The organism is Eggerthia catenaformis OT 569 = DSM 20559, assembly GCF_000340375.1.
In the GTDB taxonomy this organism is placed as follows: Bacteria; Bacillota_I; Bacilli_A; order Erysipelotrichales; family Coprobacillaceae; genus Eggerthia; species Eggerthia catenaformis.
Genome location: NZ_KB446650.1, coordinates 1 through 20,062, shown reverse-complemented (window position 1 = coordinate 20,062; position 20,062 = coordinate 1). Strand labels below are relative to the sequence as shown.

General features: G+C 33.5%; 21 protein-coding genes, 3 pseudogenes and 1 CRISPR repeat array. Of the genes and pseudogenes, 22 read left to right on the top strand and 2 right to left on the bottom strand.

All coding sequences use genetic code 11. The features are described 5' to 3' along the window. Window positions 1-66 precede the first annotated feature (66 nt). Window positions 67-829: a CRISPR direct-repeat array (repeat unit 28 nt; unit sequence TAGAATATAACCAAAGTGGAATGTAAAT). A gap of 165 nt (window positions 830-994) precedes the next feature. The 10 genes and pseudogenes from HMPREF9943_RS08920 to HMPREF9943_RS08875 all read left to right on the top strand — a co-directional run bounded on the left by HMPREF9943_RS08920 (window position 995) and on the right by HMPREF9943_RS08875 (window position 7,395). Next, window positions 995-1,279, top strand: a complete 285-nt coding sequence (locus tag HMPREF9943_RS08920; protein WP_034910996.1) for a CD1845 family protein — start codon at window positions 995-997, stop codon at window positions 1,277-1,279. Between the two features lie 95 nt (window positions 1,280-1,374). Further along, window positions 1,375-2,397 carry a DUF6017 domain-containing protein gene (locus HMPREF9943_RS08915; RefSeq protein ID WP_482156157.1) on the top strand — a complete coding sequence of 341 codons (1,023 nt, stop codon included), beginning with the start codon at window positions 1,375-1,377 and terminating at the stop codon, window positions 2,395-2,397. Window positions 2,398-2,399: 2 nt separating this feature from the next. Further along, on the top strand, window positions 2,400-2,885 hold the full coding sequence (locus HMPREF9943_RS08910; protein WP_004804166.1) for a PcfB family protein: 486 nt from the start codon (window positions 2,400-2,402) through the stop codon (window positions 2,883-2,885). After that, entirely contained in the window at window positions 2,882-3,613 is a 732-nt protein-coding gene (locus tag HMPREF9943_RS08905) for a phage antirepressor Ant (RefSeq protein WP_004804163.1), read from the top strand. Before HMPREF9943_RS08910 ends, HMPREF9943_RS08905 begins: the two co-directional genes overlap by 4 nt. Next, window positions 3,603-3,941, top strand: a complete 339-nt coding sequence (locus HMPREF9943_RS08900; RefSeq protein ID WP_004804162.1) for a hypothetical protein — start codon at window positions 3,603-3,605, stop codon at window positions 3,939-3,941. Before HMPREF9943_RS08905 ends, HMPREF9943_RS08900 begins: the two co-directional genes overlap by 11 nt. A 51-nt stretch (window positions 3,942-3,992) precedes the next feature. After that, window positions 3,993-5,831: a DUF4368 domain-containing protein gene (locus tag HMPREF9943_RS08895; RefSeq protein ID WP_004804160.1), complete on the top strand. Its 1,839-nt coding sequence runs from the start codon at window positions 3,993-3,995 to the stop codon at window positions 5,829-5,831. A gap of 80 nt (window positions 5,832-5,911) precedes the next feature. Next, window positions 5,912-6,103, top strand: a complete 192-nt coding sequence (locus tag HMPREF9943_RS08890) for a transposon-encoded TnpW family protein (protein WP_003031519.1) — start codon at window positions 5,912-5,914, stop codon at window positions 6,101-6,103. A gap of 96 nt (window positions 6,104-6,199) precedes the next feature. Further along, window positions 6,200-6,628: a VOC family protein gene (locus tag HMPREF9943_RS08885; RefSeq protein WP_004804157.1), complete on the top strand. Its 429-nt coding sequence runs from the start codon at window positions 6,200-6,202 to the stop codon at window positions 6,626-6,628. Window positions 6,629-6,648: 20 nt separating this feature from the next. Then, window positions 6,649-6,968 (top strand): annotated as a pseudogene (locus tag HMPREF9943_RS08880) (TfoX/Sxy family protein). Window positions 6,969-7,023: 55 nt separating this feature from the next. Next, window positions 7,024-7,395 (top strand): EXLDI protein, encoded by a 372-nt coding sequence (locus HMPREF9943_RS08875; protein ID WP_003030991.1) that lies wholly within the window; start codon window positions 7,024-7,026, stop codon window positions 7,393-7,395. Between the two features lie 144 nt (window positions 7,396-7,539). Here the strand turns inward: HMPREF9943_RS08875 and HMPREF9943_RS08870 are convergent. Then, window positions 7,540-8,403, bottom strand: a pseudogene (locus HMPREF9943_RS08870) (IS3 family transposase); the annotation flags it as partial. After that, complete coding sequence (locus HMPREF9943_RS08865) at window positions 8,358-8,927, bottom strand: helix-turn-helix domain-containing protein (RefSeq protein ID WP_004801377.1); 570 nt, start codon at window positions 8,925-8,927, stop codon at window positions 8,358-8,360. The pseudogene HMPREF9943_RS08870 and the gene HMPREF9943_RS08865, both read right to left, overlap by 46 nt. A gap of 110 nt (window positions 8,928-9,037) precedes the next feature. Here HMPREF9943_RS08865 and HMPREF9943_RS08860 point away from each other — a divergent pair, with 110 nt between their 5' ends. From HMPREF9943_RS08860 to mobQ (HMPREF9943_RS08810), 12 genes and pseudogenes are all read left to right on the top strand, one after another. After that, window positions 9,038-9,355 (top strand): DUF3847 domain-containing protein, encoded by a 318-nt coding sequence (locus tag HMPREF9943_RS08860; RefSeq protein WP_004804145.1) that lies wholly within the window; start codon window positions 9,038-9,040, stop codon window positions 9,353-9,355. 244 nt (window positions 9,356-9,599) lie between these two features. Further along, a complete protein-coding gene (gene mobQ, locus HMPREF9943_RS08855) occupies window positions 9,600-11,060 on the top strand; it encodes a MobQ family relaxase (protein WP_004804141.1) in 1,461 nt (486 codons plus the stop codon). Between the two features lie 61 nt (window positions 11,061-11,121). Further along, the gene (locus HMPREF9943_RS08850) at window positions 11,122-11,541 is read left to right on the top strand and encodes a nuclear transport factor 2 family protein (protein WP_003030827.1); all 420 of its coding nucleotides are present in this window, start codon (window positions 11,122-11,124) and stop codon (window positions 11,539-11,541) included. Between the two features lie 12 nt (window positions 11,542-11,553). Continuing rightward, on the top strand, window positions 11,554-12,171 hold the full coding sequence (locus HMPREF9943_RS08845; RefSeq protein WP_004804138.1) for an SAP domain-containing protein: 618 nt from the start codon (window positions 11,554-11,556) through the stop codon (window positions 12,169-12,171). A gap of 143 nt (window positions 12,172-12,314) precedes the next feature. Then, window positions 12,315-12,554 (top strand): annotated as a pseudogene (locus tag HMPREF9943_RS09965) (type IV secretory system conjugative DNA transfer family protein); the annotation flags it as partial. Between the two features lie 54 nt (window positions 12,555-12,608). After that, window positions 12,609-14,252, top strand: a complete 1,644-nt coding sequence (locus tag HMPREF9943_RS08840) for a recombinase family protein (RefSeq protein WP_004804134.1) — start codon at window positions 12,609-12,611, stop codon at window positions 14,250-14,252. Window positions 14,253-14,830: 578 nt separating this feature from the next. Beyond that, entirely contained in the window at window positions 14,831-15,691 is an 861-nt protein-coding gene (locus HMPREF9943_RS08835) for an alpha/beta hydrolase fold domain-containing protein (RefSeq protein ID WP_206537111.1), read from the top strand. A gap of 85 nt (window positions 15,692-15,776) precedes the next feature. Further along, window positions 15,777-16,520 carry an alpha/beta fold hydrolase gene (locus tag HMPREF9943_RS08830; protein WP_004804130.1) on the top strand — a complete coding sequence of 248 codons (744 nt, stop codon included), beginning with the start codon at window positions 15,777-15,779 and terminating at the stop codon, window positions 16,518-16,520. Window positions 16,521-16,551: 31 nt separating this feature from the next. Then, the gene (locus HMPREF9943_RS08825; protein WP_004804129.1) at window positions 16,552-17,055 is read left to right on the top strand and encodes a hypothetical protein; all 504 of its coding nucleotides are present in this window, start codon (window positions 16,552-16,554) and stop codon (window positions 17,053-17,055) included. A 119-nt stretch (window positions 17,056-17,174) separates the two neighbouring features. After that, on the top strand, window positions 17,175-17,681 hold the full coding sequence (locus HMPREF9943_RS08820; protein WP_004804127.1) for a hypothetical protein: 507 nt from the start codon (window positions 17,175-17,177) through the stop codon (window positions 17,679-17,681). 115 nt (window positions 17,682-17,796) lie between these two features. After that, complete coding sequence (locus tag HMPREF9943_RS08815) at window positions 17,797-18,117, top strand: DUF3847 domain-containing protein (protein ID WP_004804126.1); 321 nt, start codon at window positions 17,797-17,799, stop codon at window positions 18,115-18,117. Window positions 18,118-18,356: 239 nt separating this feature from the next. Next, entirely contained in the window at window positions 18,357-19,817 is a 1,461-nt protein-coding gene (gene mobQ, locus HMPREF9943_RS08810) for a MobQ family relaxase (protein ID WP_004804124.1), read from the top strand. Window positions 19,818-20,062 lie beyond the last annotated feature (245 nt).

Genomic DNA, 20,062 nt, shown 5'->3' with positions numbered 1-20,062 from the left:
AGAATATAACCAAAGTGGAATGTAAATAATTCCTTTATCAGGAAATACAAGATAATGAAACTCATATAGAATATAACCAAAGTGGAATGTAAATGTATTTTCTTTTACTTCTTCCCAATTTTTAATTTTTATATAGAATATAACCAAAGTGGAATGTAAATAAGCTTGAGCAGGCAGGGCTTTGTTTTGATGCATTATATAGAATATAACCAAAGTGGAATGTAAATAATTTCAGCCACTTACTTTTAGCATATGAACCATCACATATAGAATATAACCAAAGTGGAATGTAAATAAAATAAAACTTGAGGATGTGAGCGATTTTTACACGCATATAGAATATAACCAAAGTGGAATGTAAATTCTACCTTTCCATTGTATCCATTTATTGCTCCACATAATATAGAATATAACCAAAGTGGAATGTAAATTACTTATATGCTGCAGTATTGTTTTCATGAATTAATATTAGAATATAACCAAAGTGGAATGTAAATATCAGTGGCGATGGTTGTTATATTGAGGTCACTTTTATTAGAATATAACCAAAGTGGAATGTAAATGTAGTTCCTCTCTTTCCTTTTCATTTTTTTGAAACTAATTAGAATATAACCAAAGTGGAATGTAAATAAAACTAATTCTCCGGGTTCGATCCGATCACAACTAAATTAGAATATAACCAAAGTGGAATGTAAATACATATTGCTCATTAGGCGATCCATATTCATCCAATCATTAGAATATAACCAAAGTGGAATGTAAATAAAAAAGCATAAGGAAATAAGAAAAAGAAGCAATAATTAGAATATAACCAAAGTGGGCTTGAGATATAATAGGGATACAGAGGAAAAAGCTTGATAAATAGGAGCTTTCAGCACTGTATCCCTATTTTTAAAATCAAACAAAATATCGAAAAGGAGGCTTTTATGATATGTAAAAGAATATTTCAAGCCATTATGTCAGTTATTCCATTAGCAAAGGCGGTGGAGAATAAATGAGATGGATATTAAAAATAATTTTATTTCCGATCAGCCTGCTGTTAAGTATTCTTACTGCATTTTTAACATTCTTACTAAGCATAGGAACAGCGTTACTGTATCTGCTAATGCTGATGTGTGTATTTGCGGCAATAGGCTCGTTCTTTATGTTGCACAACACAAGAGCAGCAATAGAAGCACTCATACTCGGATTTCTGCTAAGTCCTTACGGAATACCGATGATTGGAGCTGTAATTATAGCTTTTATACAAGGAATCAATGAAGCCATAAAATCAATATAAAAAATTTTATAAAAATGGTTACCAAGGGCGATAGATAAAAACTATCGTCTTTTTTAGTGGAAAAATATCATGGAAAGGAGAGCTTTTAGATGAGTATGTATTTATTTGATGAACAACCTATCGTTGCAAATAAGACATTGGCAAGGGAAATAGGTTTAAATGAAGCTCTTATCTTACAACAAATAAACTATTGGATAGAAATAAATAAGAAATCCGGCAATAACTTCTATGACGGAAGATATTGGACATATAACTCAATAAGAGCATGGCAGGAAAAAGATTTTGACTATATGAGTTTCGATACTGTAAAAAGAACCTTTGCGAAGTTGGAAAAGGCAGGTTTTCTACTCGTAGGAAACTACAATAAAGATTCAAGAGATAAAACAAAATGGTACACCATAAATACCGAAAAGCTGGAGGAACTTTATGCTGAAATTGAGAACAAAAAGAAAAAAGAAGAATTACAAGCCTTAGAAAAAGCTGTGCCTAATGCATTAGGGCAAAATGCACCAATGGAAAAGTGCAAAATCCACCAATGCACAAGTGCAGATTGCACCGATGCAACAGAGCAAAATCTGCCAATGCAAAATGGCAATATGCCCCAACCATTACCAGAGATTACTACAAATAATTCATCAAAGATTACTACAGATATTTCATCATATAATTCCACCCATCATTCCGTCATAGATGCCGAGTATTCAGAACCAAGAAAAAGGATGGATGGAGAGGCGGAAATAGAAAACAAAAATATATATCAGAAATATTTAGATGAGTTAAGAACACAGACAGGCTATTATGAACATCTTGAGTTGGGCAATAAATTTATAGTTAAAGACTTTGATGAGATATTAAAGATACTGGCAGATATTATGATACTTGATGATAGAGAGTTTGTTACAATCAATCAAACGAAGCTTCCGGCACATATAGTAAAAGAAAGATTTAGAAAACTTAGATCAGAGCATTTAGAGTATTTGTCAGATGTTATTAAGGAAAATGAATACAAGATTAGGAATATCAGAGCATTTGTCCTAACAGCAGCATATAATGCACCAAGCGGGATAGATGCACACTACTCTGCCCTTGTAAGTTATGATATGAGAGGAGGATATTGAATGTGGTTAACGAAGAAATTGCAAGCAAGACATTAAGCCTTGAAGTTAAGGCTGCTAAAGTAACAGGAAAACTTCTTTTAAATCTGTTGAAAAAACTGATAAAAGAAGCAGAGAAACTGGGAGGACTTGAAAAGCTCGTTAAAGTAAACGGAAATGAAGTCAAGCTCAAAGATATGGCGAAAAAAGGGCAACTGGAAGAAATACCGGTAGAAGAAGCGGAACTGAAAGAACTGAAAAAAGAGCTTAACAAATATGGTGTTAAGTTTTCGGTAATGAAAGATAAAGAAACAGGCAAATACTCCGTATTTTTCCAAGCCAAAGATATGAAAATGATGGAGAAAGCCTTTAAAAATGCCCTTGCAACATCAGAAAGAAAGGCTGAGAGGAAAGAGTCCATTCACAAAAATATTGAGAAGTTTAAGGAGATGGCAAAAAATACTGTTTCTAAGGATAAAGTTAAGAATAAACAAAAGGAGCAGAGCTTATGAGCAACTTAATAACATTTGAAAATATGGAATTTGGGAAACTCACTGTAATGGAAAAAGACGGTGAGTTTTTCTTTATCGGAAAAGAAGTAGCTGAAAAGCTTGGCTATTCAAACACAAGAGATGCTTTGGTAAGACATGTGGATATAGCTGATAAAGCTGATGTCGTGTTTCACGACGGCAGGCAAAGAAGAAGTATGGTATCTATCAACGAGTCAGGATTATATTCTCTGATCCTATCTTCAAAGCTACCACAGGCAAAGGAATTTAAGAAGTGGATCACCACAGAGGTATTACCGAGTATTCGTAAGAATGGAGGATATATCAAAAATCAAGAAAAAATGAGCAATGAAGAAATATTGGCAAATGCGGTACTCCTTGCCAATCACCTGATTGCTGAAAAAGAAAAAATCATAGAAGATTTAGAGCCGAAAGCCAAGTATTTTGATGAACTGGTGAATAACAATCTGCTGACCAACTTTAGAAACACAGCAAAAGAGCTTCATATCCCACAAAAGGTATTTATTCAATTCCTCTTAGAGAAGGAACTCATTTACAGAGATAAGAAAAACAGACTTCTACCCTATGCTAAGAACAATAAGGGATATTTTGAAGTAAAGGAATGGTGTAGAAACGATAATGATGCAGTGGGCATTCAAACCTTTATAACACCTAAAGGAAGACACTTTCTTTTACTCTTGATTGGAGGTGAAAAGACTCGTGATAAATAAGATATTAAAAGACATCAAAGGCTTATTCAAGGTTCAAGATAAGGCAAAGTTTGTAAAACAAAACATTCCCTATCTTGCATTTTTCTATTTAGGAAACATTTTCTCTCATCATGTAAGAAGTTATGTAGGTGGAGATATGATTGATAAGATATTTCAGGGGATATTAGAGCTTAATACAATGAGTTTTATCCCAAGCATACATCTTATTGATATACTGGTAGGAGTTGGAGTAGCAGCCTTAATTAAATTTATTGTCTATACCAAAGGAAAGAATGCCAAGAAGTTTAGGCAAGGCAGAGAGTACGGCTCGGCAAGATGGGTTGCATAATATTAACTGAACAGGAGTGGTATATAGACACGAGAAAAGGAGGATAATGCTATGATAGAATATCACAATAAAATCACAGCACTATACTCCCGCCTTTCAGTTGGCGATGAAGATAGAGACGGTGGCGAGAGTAATAGTATTGTAAATCAAAAAGCCTTTTTAGAAAGGTATGCAAGAGAAAAAAAGCTGATAAACATTCGCCACTATATCGACGATGACGAAAGCGGTAGGTTCTTTGACCGTTCAGCCTATACACAGATGATAAGCGATGTAGAGCAAGGCAAAATAGGAATTGTCATCATGAAAGATATGACAAGATGGGGAAGAGATTATCTCCAAGTAGGAAATGCGATGGAGATATTTAGAAGAAACAATGTACGCTTTATCGCTATCAATAACGGAATAGACAGCATTGACCAAAACACATTGGAATTTGCTCCCTTTATCAACATCATGTCAGAGTGGTATGCAAGAGACATCAGCAAGAAAGTAAAGACAGGAATTAAGACAAAAGGAGCAAACGGAAAGCCTGTCGCAACAGAAGCCCCATACGGCTATATAAAAGACCTTAAGAACAAAGATTATTGGATAGTCGATAAAGAAGCTGCCGAAGTTGTAAAACTCATTTTTAGGCTATTTATGGAGGGAAAAAACAGAAATCAGATAGCTGTTTATCTGAAAAAAAAAGAAATACTAACCCCAACCTTTTATATGAAACAGCAAGACAGAGGAACAGCCAAAAGCAGACCCCTAAACGAAGAAAACAGATATAACTGGAACAAAGCAACCATAACACGCATACTGAAAAGACAAGAGTATTGTGGCGATGTAGTCAACTTCAAGACCGAAAAGCATTATAGGGATAAAAGAAATCATTATGTAGATAAAAGCAAATGGCAAATAACAGAAAATGTGCATGAGCCGATAATAGATAGAACTACCTTTGAAAATGTAGAGCGTATGTTAAAAAATGCACCTGTAAAAAGACCAAATGGAGATGGAGAAATTCACGCACTTTCAGGCTTGATGTACTGTAAAGATTGCGGAACAAAAATGCACATTCGCACCATACACAAAAACAAAAAAGTACAGCATGTAACCTATTGCAGTGAATATGCCAAAGGAAAAGCAAAGCACCCAAAATGCAATTCTCCACATCGTATTGATGTCGATGAAGTTATGGAAAATATTGCAGAAGTCTTACGAAAGATAGCACAATATTCCTTAGAAAATAAAGCAGAGTTTGAAAAACTTGTAAAAGAGAGTCTGTATAAAGAGCAGACGGAAGAAGTCAAGAAAAATCAAAAGCGTATGCCCCAAATCACAGACCGAATGGAACAGATAGAAAGAGTGATGAATAAGCTCTATGAAGATAATGCACTTGGAAATATGGATACAGAACGCTATGAGCAGTTATCAAGAAAGTATGCAGAAGAATACTACACCTTAAAAGCAGAAAAAGAAGAAATCAAAGAACGCTTATCCGAATGCGAAAATGCAAATCAAAGGGCAAAGAAATTTATCAGACTGGCAGAAAGCTATTCAAACTTTGAAGAACTTACCCCAACTATTATCAATGAGTTTATCAGTAAAATTGTTGTGCATGAAAGAGATGTAAAAAGAGCAAAATATGTTGTTCAGCGAATAGAGGTTTATTTTAACTATATCGGAAAATTTGAAAATGAACTTACAAAACAGATAGAGCCGACAAAAGAAGAAATGCTACAAATGAGGGAAGAAATAGAAGAAGCAAAGAGAGAAAAATCACGAGCTTATCATAGGGCATATTCTAAAGAGTATCGAGCCAAAAACATCGAAAAATGTCGAGAGTATGAGAAATTAAAAGCAAGAGAATATCGAGCAAAAAAGAAATTACAGGCAACAACTTAAAACTAAATATCAACCAATCGCAAAAGAGGTTTCCTAATTACAGGAAATCTTTTTTTGTGCAAGTCGAAAGGAGGAACTAAATGGCAGAAAATGAGAAAACAGATATTAAAGAAATACAGGCAGAACAACAAGCACTCCACCCAAAGCCTGACGGTATTCTAACAAAAAAGATAAATGGAAAGACCTTTGTAACAGAGATATATTTTGATAAAAAGAGTAAAGAGACATTTCAAGATAAGCTGTTCAAAGTAATATATTCAAAGGGCAAATAGTAGTGAGTAGGGAAATCTGGCAGTAGAAAAAATGCCTAAAAAATGCTATAATATCAATAACTATTAAGAGAGAAATAACGAATTAAGGAGGTAACAATGAACAAAATTACTTGTATTTGTTTAGGTGTTAAAGATATGGAAAAGTCAATCAAATTTTATAGAGATGGCTTAGGATATAAGACTGATTGCAGAGAAAATAATCCGGCGGTATGTTTTTTTGATACTCCGGGAACAAAGTTCGAACTATTTCCTTTGGAACAATTAGCAAAAGACATTGATGAAAATAATCCGCCAAAAGGAAATGGATTTTTCGGAATTACATTAGCTTACAATGTTGAACATAAAGAAGATGTTAATAGTGTAATTGACTTAGTACGCAATATTGGTGGAACCATTGTAAAAGAACCGCAAGATACTTTTTGGGGTGGATATCACGCATATTTTTCGGATTTAGATGGATATTATTGGGAAGTTGCATGGGGTCCAAATTTCAAGTTTGATGAAAATGGACTATTGAAATTTTAGTAATTAAGGGAGATAGAAAAATGGCTTCAAGTAAAAATATTTAGATTTCATTTTAGAACAACTATCCGAGTTGGAAGAAATAACATATAGATTAATGATGGGCGAATATATTGTTTATTATCGCGGAAAAATTGTTGGTGGAATTTATGATGATAGGTTTTTAGTGAAGCCTGTTAAATCTGCAATAGCATATATGCCAAATGCAAAGTATGAGTTACCATATGATGGAGCAAAGGAAATGCTATTGGTAGATGATGTTGACAACAAAGAATATTTAACAGGGTTATTCAATTCTATGTATAAAGAATTACCGGCACTAAAAAGAAAAAATGAACGGTAAATCAAAGCGGTATAATATTTTTCTGTATAGGCAACAAGTTTAAGGAGGAAAGATTATGGATTATAAAGAAATAAAGCTTAATGTTTCAAATAATAAAATTAAAGAATATAAGCAATTTGAGGGCTTAAAATTATATTCTGATATTTTTAAATCTGAAGATGAAAAGGTATTGATTAACAAAAGAATATATGTTACAAAAAAACAGAATTATGTTTATTACGAAAGAACAGATGTAAATTGGAATTATTGGTCAAGCGAAAGAAATTATAATTCAACATTTAATCCGGAGAATGATAGTAAACACAACATTATATTTGAAGTTTCATCAGAATTAAGCGATTTTATTAAATATTTGGGAGAAGAAATAATTCGGAAGATTGAATTGAAACAGCACAATGGAGAAATTGTTGAGATATTAGATATTTGATTGTGTTATGAAGAATGAAGCATTGACTGAAAATATAATATCTACTCAAGCACGTAAAATTTCTATTTTTAGTAATATCAATTAAATAAAAAATAGTATAAAAACAGTGATATGTACCCAGAATTCTGGACACATATTTATGAGCTAGGCTGAACACATGGATGTTATCCTGTATTTTACAGGTGGCATCCATTTTGTTTTCGCCTGAATTCTTTTGTTGTTATAATAATCTATATACTCTGCAACAGCCTTCGAGAATTCTTCAAAAGAAGAATAGTCCTTTTCATGACCATAATACATCTCGTTTTTTAACCTTCCAAAGAATGACTCCATAATACAATTATCATAGCAATTCCCTTTTCGTGACATTGATTGGATAATTCCGTGTTCCTGTAAAATATTTCTGAAATAAGCATGTTGATATTGCCAACCTTGATCCGAATGAAATATAAGATCTTCAACATTGGGAAACTTATCTAAAGCTCTATCCAGCATTCTTACTATCTGTTCAAGATTTGGAGTAGTTGATAAATCATATGAAACAATCTCGTTTGTATTCATGTCTAGTACCGGCGATATATAACACTTTCCCCATGAAAAATTGAACTGAGATATATCTGTTGTCCATTTCTGTAATGGTGCAGTTGTTGTGAAATCTCTATCTATTATGTTATCTGCAATCTTTCCAACTTTGCCTTTGTATGAGTGATATTTTTGCTTTGGACGTTTTCCGGACAAGCTGGCTTCATGCATAAGACGCTGAACTCGCTTATGGTTTATCTTGTGTCCACGATTTACAAGTTCTTGATGAACTCGTCTTACTCCGTATCTACGTTTGTTCTCTTCAAAAATACTTTTGATTTCTTCTAGTAATTCTTGATTACGTTCAGCAACAACATCTTTTCTGTTAAGTTCAAAATAATAGGTAGATTTAGCCATAGGCACAGCTTTAAGGAGATACTTTAATTTGTATCCATTCTTGCGGAGTTCTTTGATGATTGCTGCTTTTTCGCCTTGAGTCGCGCAGCTTCCTTTTCTTCTCTCAAGGCGATCTCTTTTTTTATTACTTCTATTTCTGCTTTCATATATTCGTTTTCAGCTCTTAATCTGATTAATTCTTCATATTCAGATTCATTTGGTTTTGGTGGTTTTCTAGTACCTATTTTTTTCATATCCGGATTCTTTGATTTTCGACCTTTCTTTTTATTGATAAGTCCATTATAACCAAAAATCTTATATTTGCGAACCCACTGATATAACATACCATCACTAATTCCAGCATTAAATGCCACTGATTTGTATGATTCACCTGCAATCACTTTAGCCACAAGTTCAAGTTTAGCTTCCGGAGTCCAATTTTTGTTGTGAGCCTTATGGCGAAGAGCATCCGATCCGTTTGCCTCTTCAATTCGAACCCATTCTCTAACTTTATTTCGAAAGATTTTGGTATCGATCCCCTCAGGAGTATCAGGATAAATTCCTTGATAATACATTTCAACACATTTTTTCTTAAATTCATAGCTATAACGCATAAAAATACCCTCCTTACTGATTGTCCAGTAAAGAGGGTACATATCACAGTAAATCAAAAAGGTTTACTGTTTTTTTATTTGCTAAAAATAGAAAGAGAGGAAACGAGAAAATGAAAAACATTGAAGAAAAAATCTTAATGGCAGATGAAGAAATCAAGCAGTTACAAAATAAAAGAAAAAAACTCATCAGTCAACAGAAACAGGAAGAAAGAAAAAAGAGAGATAAAAGGATATATGAAAAAGGAGCAGTCTTTGAAAGTATATTTATAGAAAGTAAAAATCTAACCAAAGATGAATTTTATCAGTTGATTACATCTTTAATTCGTAAGGAAGAAGCAAATCTCAAAATACAAAAAATTATAGAAAGCAGAGAAGAAACAGAAGTAGAGAATGCAGAAAAAGAAGATGAAGAAACGGAGATAGAGTAATAGTCCCTTGCTTACAAGGGCGCACTTATACACCCTAAAGGGTGCGTGCGTTCTCCGAAGGCTCTTGCAGAGGGCATATCAGCTAACGCTGATATAGGGGAGCTACACTCCCCTACGGAAATAAATTTCCTACCCCTTGTGTACTTCCCAAAAGAAATCGGATAAAAAGCTATCCGATTTTTTTAGGAAGTCTTATCTATCGCCACCATAACCATATCGAAAAATGGAAAGGAGGTTTTTTCTTATGGCGATATATCATCTTAGCATAAAGATTATTTCAAGAGGCAAAGGCAAAAGTGCAGTTGCAGCTTCTGCTTATCGTAGTGGCGAAAAGATAAAAAACGAGTATGACGGCATAGTCCATGACTTTACAAGAAAAGGCGGAATAGCTCATACAGAAATTCTTTTACCAGAAAATGCACCACAGGAATTTTTAGATAGAGGGACATTGTGGAACAGTGTTGAGAAAATAGAAAAGAGTAAAAATTCCCAACTTGCAAGAGAAATTGAAGTTGCATTGCCTAAAGAATTGGATAGAGAAAAACAAATAGAACTTATTAGAGAATATGTAAAAGAAAACTTTGTAAAAGTCGGTATGTGTGCCGATATTGCCCTATATGATAAAAATGACGGAAACCCACATTGTCATATCTTACTTACTATGCGACCACTAAATGAAGATACAACATGGGGAGCAAAATCAAAAAAGGAATATATCCTTGATGAAAACAGAGAAAAGATAAAACTCAAAAATGGCAATTACAAAACAAGAAAAATCAATACAACAGATTGGAACGAGCAAGACAAAGCAGAAGAATGGAGAAAAGCATGGGCAGACATTACAAACAAATATCTTGAAGAAAACAGTATACAGAACAAAGTGGATCATCGCTCTTATCTAAGGCAAGGAATAGAACAAATACCGACCATTCATTTAGGAGTATCAGCAACCCAAATGGAGAAGAAAGGCATAGCTACAGATAGAGGGAATATCAACCGAGAAATCAAACATCAAAATGCAATTTTAAGAGAAATCTCAAGAAGAATAAAAGCCTTGTTAAATTGGATAAGAGGAATAGGAAAAGAAGAAAAAGCAGAAAACGAAAATACAAAGTCCACCCTCCCACCTAAAGAAAATCTGTTATCATTTTTTGAAAATCTTATACATAAAAACGCAGATAAGAATAATGCAGACTTAGAGAAATATATTGAGAGTTATCAATTACTCAAAGAAAAAAACATTACAAGTATCAATCAATTAAAAGAGAGCATCACCGATTTACGAGATAAGAACTACAAGACCACAAGAGCCTTAAAAGATACCGAGAAAAAGATTGATGATAGAATACAACTCATAGACCAATCAGAAAAATATTTGAAGAATAAAGACACCTACAAAGTCTATGCAAAATTAAAGAAAAGTAAACAGGAAGATTTTTATAACGAGCATACGGCTGAGCTTATTTTATTTGAAAGTACTAAGAAATATTTGAAAGACCATTTAGGAGAAAGTAAAACCTTAGCCATCAGTAAATGGAAAACAGAAGTTAGCACTTTGAAGAAAGAGAAAAAGAGCCTTTACAATCAAATATTAGAGATAAGAGAAGAAGTAGAACAAGCAGAAAAAGTTAAGACCTGTATAGAGCAGTTACAGGAACAAAAAAGGCAACTATCACAGGTAAAGAGGAATGAGTTAGACCTATAAAATCAATCGGAAAAATGGTATAATTATAAATAGTTATTTGATTTTGGAGGAGGTTAAATTTATGAATGAAAGAGAGAAAATCATTCGTTTATGGTTTGACATGTGGCTTACACAACAAGACTTAGGGATAGATGAAATTTTTTCTGATGATGTAATTTATATTGAGAGTTGGTGTCCTAAGTATGAAAACCGTCAAACAGTAAAGCACTGGTTTAACGAGTGGAATACAAGAGGAATAGTGCTTGCGTGGGATATAAAGCAATTTTTTCATAAGGATAATCAAACTATTGTAGAATGGCACTTCAAAAATAAAATGAATGAGGGGAAAGTTGAAGAATTTGACGGTATTTCTTTGATTGTTTGGACAGTCGATAATAAGATAAAAGCATTAAAAGAGTTTGGCTGTAATTGCAATAACTACAATCCTTATAAAGAGAGTGAAACCCCCTTATTTAGAGATGAAAAAGCAAATTGGTTTTGAGGAGATAAAATATTGATAGAAAGTAGACCTAAGTTTGATAAAATTACATCGTTTGATGAATTTAGTAAATACTATTGGTATCGTGAAGAACTTTCACAGATATGCAAGTCATTAGGATTAGAATATAGAGGTATAAAACAAGAACTCAATTATATTATTGAGCAGTACTTTAAGGGCAATTTGATTAAAAAATCATCAATAAAAAATGAAAAGAAACAAGTAGAAACTATTACCTTAGATACGCCATTACTTGAATGTGGGTTCTCCTTTAACACACAATTTAGAGAATATTTTTCAATTTTAACAGATGTTTCACCATTTAAATTTACTGCTGATATGGCTACTGCTTGGAGAAAAATAAAAAGAGAAAATGATTTGAGTTTTACAATTCAAGATATGCTGAAAGTTTATTATGGAAAATCGGATTATGCCAAGTATGATAATTCGGTTTGTCAATGGAATCAATTTTTAAAGGATTTCTGTGCAGATGAAAATAGTTGCAACTATTCAAATAAATTAAAAGTAGCTTCCATTCTTTGGAAAGAAGTAAGAAATTCAAGAAATGAAAAAATTTATTCAAAGAATCTTTTGACTGAATATGCTCATAAAATAAAAGAGTATTGCAAGTAGGATATTTTCAGCTTGATAAACTAACAATTTAATAAAAACTAACACATGAACAGTAAATCAAAAAAGGTTTACTGTTTTTCTCTGCCCAAAAGAAAAAAGCCTTATAGAAAAAGCATCCATATATATAAAAAGGTACTTGACAAAACGCTTCCTGGGGAAATAAAAAAGATATCGAGCCATATATGGACGAGAAGTTTCAAAGCAACATCTTGCTAACACAAACAGAACGACTGACAATGAATGGCAGACCGACAAATCCGAAGTATGCGAGAAATAAAAATGTACTTGTCATAGGAGGTAGTGGAAGTGGTAAGACGAGGTTTTATGTCAAACCGAACCTTATGCAAATGCACTCGTCATATTGCGTAACCGATCCGAAAGGATTAACCTTTTAAGGACAGAGAAAATAATAAAAACTTGGAAAGGAGGTAATTCTCATGTCAAATACGAAAAGAACAGGACAAACAGCCCTTTATGAGCGCTTAAGTCGTGATGACGAAATGCAAGGAGAAAGCAATTCCATAACCAATCAAAAGCAGCTACTTGAAAGCTATGCGAAAAGAAACGGCTTTGTCAATATCTATCACTATACCGATGACGGAGTAAGCGGAACAACCTTTGATAGAGAGGGATTTCAAAAAATGATAAAAGCAGTAGAAGAAAACAAAGTATCTACTGTGATAGTAAAAGATATGAGTAGGTTTGGCAGAGATTACCTCAAAGTAGGTTTTTACACCGAAATACTCTTCAAAGAAAAGGGAGTAAGATTTATTGCTATCAATAACGGAATAGATAGTGAGAAACAAGCAGAAAGCGACTTCACCCCATTTCTAAATATTATGAACGAATGGTACGCAAGAGATACCTCGAGAAAAATACAATCTATATTCAGAGCAAGAATGGAAGAAGGCAAAAGAGTATCTCCAAGCGTTCCATATGGCTATTATAGAAACCCAAATAACAAACAGCAGTTACTTGTCGATAAAGAGAGTGCAAAGGTCGTAAAACGCATTTACAGGCTTGTAATAGAGGGATACGGAGTAACACAGATAGCAGATATACTAACCAAAGATAAAGTTCTTATCCCATCAGCCTATGCAGAGATACATTACCCCGAAAACAACCACAGTTCCAAGAAAAGAGGAATAGAAGACCCGTATTTTTGGACACCGACCACAGTAGGCTATATCTTAGAAAAAAGAGAATATATGGGACATACCGTACTTGGTAAAACAATATGTCTTGATTACAAAACCAAGAAACGCAGAAAGGCAAAAGAAGATGAACTCATTATTTTCAAAAATACCCATGAAGCCATCATTGACGAAGAAACATGGAACAATGCTCAACGCTTAAGAAAGACAGTAAGAAGAAGTCCAAAGTATGGAACAACCTCACACCCCTTTACAGGACTTTTAATTTGTTCCGATTGTGGAGGAAAGCTAAGTTACAGAGAGCCGGCAGAACATAAAGAAAAGAAGTATGATTGTGATTATTGTTTTGTATGTCAACATTATAGACACAGAAAAGGCACTTGCAGTATGCACTACATTAAAGTAAAAACAGTGAATGAAATTCTATTAAAATCAATCAAAGAAATAACCGACTTTGCAAAAGAAGATAAGCAAGAATTTCTAAAATTGATGAATAAATTATCCGATGAAAAAAGGGAAGAAAAGTATCAAAGGGACAAAGAAAAGTTAGAAAAACTTTCATCAAGGAATGAAGAACTAACAACATTAATTACAAAGCTATATGAAGACCACGCACTTGGAAAAATTCCCGCAAAACACTTTGACAGATTATTTAATATATATGATACGGAGCAACAAGAATTAGAAAAGCAAATACAGTATTTTGAACAAGAAATAGAAAGCTACCATCAGAGAAAAGTTGACACCGACAAATTCCTAAAAATGATAGAGAAATATACAGATATTGATGAACTGACAGTACCAATGATAAATGAGTATATAGAAAAAGTAGTAGTCCATGAAGCAACAGGGGGAAGAAAAGGAAAAGACAGAAAACAACAAGTCGATGTTTACTTTAACTTTATAGGCAACTGTCAAGTGCTATGAAAAGCGGGCATAGAAAAAATGACTTAAAAATGGTAAAATATTATTAGTTAATTTAGACTAACTTGCAATTAGCTTTCATCTTTAAGGAATAATGTGAAATGCTAAAAGCGGAGAGAGTTTAAAATTTGTTGTTGAGAGATATACAAGAGAAATTAAGAAAATATATGATAGATAATAATTATTATCAAGTAGCAATCCCACTTATAAGAAAATTTAGCAAGAGTTATAACATGTATTATGAAAAAATGATAAAGGTAAATGAACGATTCATGAATATTAAAAATGTATAAACCGGGGGAAGTACTTAAGATTCACGAACCGGACTTTATATTAGATATGAATGTGTGAGAAAATAAATGTTTAGGTGATTTGGTCGGAAGAAAGGCATTTGATTGAAAAAAACGGTATTGTTATAATAAAGAGAAAAACAAAATTCTTGAGAATTAAGGTAAACAGGAATATGATGTTAGAATAAACTAACCTAGAAAAATGCCTGGGTCACAAAAAGAAAATGAACAATCAAAGGCACTGATTTGATGTATAAAAACGAACAAGCAAAGAAAGGGATAGGTGAAATAATGTCCGGATTATCATTAAAATATCGTTTATTAAAACTGATTCTTAAACTAATAGGATTTAAAAAATATTTTAATGCAAATGAACGGGATATGATTGCAAAAGCTCGAAAGAGTATGGATAAAACAAAAATTCCTGTGCTTTCCCATAGTGAAATAAATTATGAAATTAAAGATTTTTATGGAGAGAAAGTTGTTTACATAACTCACAAGGAACCGACAAAGGAAGTATGTTTGTTTTTAATAGGAGGTGGAATGCTTGTACATCCTCGTCCTAATTCTATTAAAAAGGCTTTGGAAATAGCTGTTGAAAGCGGTCGTGATATGGTAATTCCATATTATCCACTTTGCATAAACCATACAATTGATGAAGTCTTTGACTGGATCTATGCTTTGTATAAGTCCATGCTAAATACTTATAGTGCTTCGAATATTCTTATTACAGGAAGTTCTTCAGGCGCAACACTTGCATTAGGTCTTGTGTCGCATATAAATGTAATGCATGAGAATATTGAAGTGCCCAAACGAATATATGCATCATCTCCCGGACAGTGTTTTACAGATGAAGAGTTGATCAGGAAAGGGCGCATACTTGATAAAAAGGATATTTTATTAAGTGTATCTTATATGGAAATTATTGATAAAATCATGACTCATGGGAAAACTATTCCGGAATACATGCTTTATCTTGAAAAGGGAGATTATCACGGATTGGAGAAAGTTTATTTTTCCGATGGAAGTGATGAAGTATTATATGTCGTATACGAAATAATAAAAAACAGATTGGAAGAATGTGGTATAAAGGTTATTTCGAAAATAGGAGAAAATTTGTATCACTGTTACCCGCTTTTCCATGTTGTATAGAGAAGTAAAAACCGATTGGAAAAATATGCTTGAATAGCACAACGATTTTCCTGCTTTAAATATCGTTTTAAGGAGCTTAGTGCATATGAACTATATTACATATGGAAATAAGAAAAACAAGTCCCTGTTATTTATTCACGGACTTGCTTCTACGGCGAAGTTATGCTTTGAACCGCTTCTGCCTTATTTACAGGATTATTATATCGTTCTTTGTGAACTGGATGGACATTGTGCCTCCAAACCGGATGATATGTTATCGCTAAAAGATAGTATCGATGATATAGAAAATTACATGCAAGAGGAAATGAACGGGAAGGTATATGGTCTTTGTGGTTTTTCCATGGGGGCTACCATGGCGGTTGAGTTGATTGCACGAGGAAACAGCTCTGTTGAAAAGGTATTGTTGGATGCGGCAATTGTCATTGAAATGGGACTTATGGCGTTGCCGTTTCAATGGGCTTTTATGATCGGAACAAGTAGAATCAGGCATGGGAAACCAATACCTCAGTTTTTGCTGAATAAGATGATGGGAAAAGATAACCATAGCGTGATTGAAATGATGTATCCGCAGATCACTAAAAAAACAATTCAGAGTGCTTGTCAATATCTTTATCATTATAAGATACCTGAAAATTTAAAAAAATTTTCTAATTCGGTCTTATTTTGGCGTGGAAGTGAAGAGCCTATTCCGGCTAAGGGTGAAAAGAAATTGAAAGAATATCTGCCGCAAATGGCAAGCGAAATTTTTGAAAACATGGGACACGGACAATTTTTGCACGACCATCCGAAAGAATATGCGGAGAAGCTGAAAATATTTTTGCAAGAATGAAATGGATTTAATTTATAGGAGTATGAGTTAGATGATTAAAACGCTTATTATGCTGGGATTGGTGTGCCTATTTGCGACACTTATGATACTGGACTTTATTCTGGTGATTCCAAAATTCGGCTCTAAACATTTCGGTGCACCGGATGATATAAAGGAAATGATGGAAAAGATGCCTGATCGAGCTCCTTGGGTGAATTTATTTGGCGTCTGTATTATGATCGCCGGATTTGTTGGAGTAGCATTGGTACTTATATGGGCAATGGTTGATACGGTAAAATCTGAACTGTCTTTTATAGAGGCTTTTATCAGATTTTTCATTATCACTGAAGGATATAAATTATTTGATATCATATGTTTTGATTTTATTATGCTTACAAAGTTAAAGTTACCTGCAAAGATTTACCCTGAAACAGCAGGAGCAAAGGGATATGATAACTTTGGATTTAATGCCAAAAGCCAGACAATTAAAATTGTTGTATTTTGTGGAATAAGTCTTCTTTTGGCATTCGTTCTGACAGTGATTACCCGGCGATAGTTATAAGTTTGCATGTAAGCTGAAAACTTGATTTTTCTTGTACAAAAAAGAAAGCTTTTTAAGCAAAATGTGCAGTAAAGAAAGATTAAAATATAAAACTTTACGAAGGAGAGTGTTTTATGGATGTAATACGAGCTATTTTGGACGGAATTGCAATAGCTGCTATCTTTAACGGTGCAGTAGCTGCTTGGGTGCTTATTAATCCGAGATATTTTTTTGATTCTTATCCAAAGGCAATTCAGAAATCTGCACCTGAACAAATGACCAAAAAAGAGAAAAAGATAAATCTCATCCTAACAATCGTAATTTGTGGGATTTGTTTTATATATTCGGCTGTAAGTCTTTTGCATACAAATGTTTCGGGGTTTTGGAATCTTTTTTGGATGGGATATATTCAGTGGAGCATATTGAACTTAGGGGATTTTTTTCTGCTGGATTGTTTGCTGTTTCAAGGCAAATATAAGGATAAAATCGTAATTCCGGGGACAGAAGGACACCCTGATTATGAGTTCGGCAACTGGATGAAGCATTTAGCAATCATGGAACATTTTGTATTAACTCCGTTTCTGATCATACCGTTTGTAGCGGCGATTCAAGCTTTGATTGTTGGATTATTAGGAAGATAAATTTAGAGTTGCATAAACAATTTAATAATTTGATAAGAGATACCATAAGAACAGTAAATCAAATCGGTTTACTGTTTTTTCTTTGCTCAAAATTAGAAAGAAAGGAAAACAGAAAATGAAAAACATAGATGAAAAAATTTTAATGGCAGAAGAAGAAATCAAGCAGTTACAAAACAAAAGAAAAAAGCTCATCAATCAACAGAAACAGGAAGAACGCAAAAAGAGAGATAGACGCCTTTATGAAAAAGGAGGAGTCTTTGAAAGTATCTTTACCGAAAGCAAGGATTTTACTAAAGATGAATTTTATCAGCTAATCACATTTCCGAATATAAAAGAAGAAGTCAATCAAAAAATCTTAAAAATCATAGAGAAGCGAGGACAAGGCGAAAATCAAAATACAGAAATGCAAGAGGAAGTAACGGGAACAGAGGAATAGTCCCTTGTTTACAAGGGCGCACTTATACACCCTAAAGGGTGTGTGCGTTCTCCGAAGGCTCTTGCAGAGAGCATATCAGCTAACGCTGATACAGGGGAGCTACACTCCCCTACGGGAATAAATTTCCTACCCCTTGTGTACTTACCAAAAGAAACCGGATAAAAAACAATCCGATTTTTTTAGTAAGTCTTATCCATCGCCACTGTATCCACATCAGAAAAAGAGAGGAGGTTTTAGCTATGGCGATATATCATCTTAGTATAAAGATTATCTCAAGAGGCAAAGGCAAAAGTGCGGTTGCAGCAGCTTCTTATCGAAGTGGCGAAAAGATAAAAAACGAATATGACGGCATAGTCCATGACTTTACAAGAAAAGGCGGAATAGCACATACAGAAATCCTATTACCACAAAACGCACCACAGGAATTTTCAGACAGAGGAACGCTATGGAACAGTGTAGAGAAAATAGAAAAAAGTAAAAACTCACAGCTTGCAAGAGAAATAGAAATCGCCTTACCCAAAGAATTAAACAGGGAAAAACAGATAGAACTTGTAAGAGAATATGTAAAAGAAAATTTTGTAAAAGTCGGTATGTGTGCCGATATTGCTTTGCACGATAAAAATGACGGGAATCCACACGCTCATATCCTATTAACTATGAGACCGTTAAATGAAGATAAAACATGGGGAGCAAAATCAAAAAAGGAATATATCCTTGATGAAAACGGAGAAAAAGTAAAACTCAAAAATGGCAATTACAAAACAAGGAAAATAAATACAGTCGATTGGAACGAGCAAGACAAAGCGGAAGAGTGGCGAAAGACATGGGCAGATATTACAAACAAATATCTTGAAGAAAATAGCATACAGGAAAAAGTAGACCATCGTTCCTATCAAAGACAGGGCATAGAAGAAATACCGACCATTCATTTAGGAGTATCAGCAAGTCAAATGGAGAAGAAAGGTATAGCCACCGACAGAGGAAATATCAATCGGGAAATCAGAAAACAGAATAGGCTATTACAAGAAATCAAGTTAAGAATAAAAGCCTTAATGAGATGGATAAGGGGAATTGGAAAAGAAGAAAAAGCAGAAACTGATAAACTCAAATCCACCCTCCCACCCAAAGAAAATTTGCTATCCGTTTTTGAAAATCTTATCCGTAAAAATGCAGATAACCATAATACAGATTTAGAAAAATACATCGAAAGCTATCAATTCTTAAAAGAGAAAAACATTATTTCCTTATCTGAACTGAAAGAAAGTATAGTTACTTTAAGAGATAAGAATTACAAGACCACAAGAGCCATTAAAGATACTGAAAAGAAAATAGATGGTAAAGTACAGCTTATTGACCAAGCCGAGAAATATTTGAAGTATAAGGACATCTACAAAGCCTATACGAAATTAAAGAAAATAAAACAGGAAGATTTTTATAATGAGCATACGGCGGAGCTTATTCTATTTGAAAGTGCAAGGAAACATCTCAAAGAGCATTTAGGGGAAAGTAAGACCTTAAATATATCCAAATGGAAATCGGAACTTACCACTTTGAAGAAAAAGAAAAATAGCCTATATAATCAAATATTAGATATACGAGAAGAAGTTAAACATGCTGAAAAAGTTAAGACCTGTATAGAGCAGTTACAGGAACAAGAAAAACAACTATCACAGGTAAATAGGAATGAGTTAGACCTATAAAGCTAAGTAAAAAAAGTATATAATATTAACTAGTGAAGAAAAAAAATAAAATTTGAAGGAGGCGTTTACATTTGGGGAAAATAGAAATGCAAGAGAAAATAAAACCTGTTTTGAACGGCACTGCAGAAACTATGCTTCAAAGTTTTTATGCACGTGCAGAGTATTCACAGAGAAAGAAGCATAAATTCTATGATGCAAAAGCAGTAGAACTTGTAAATAAGATTGATTATGACTTTTCAACTGCA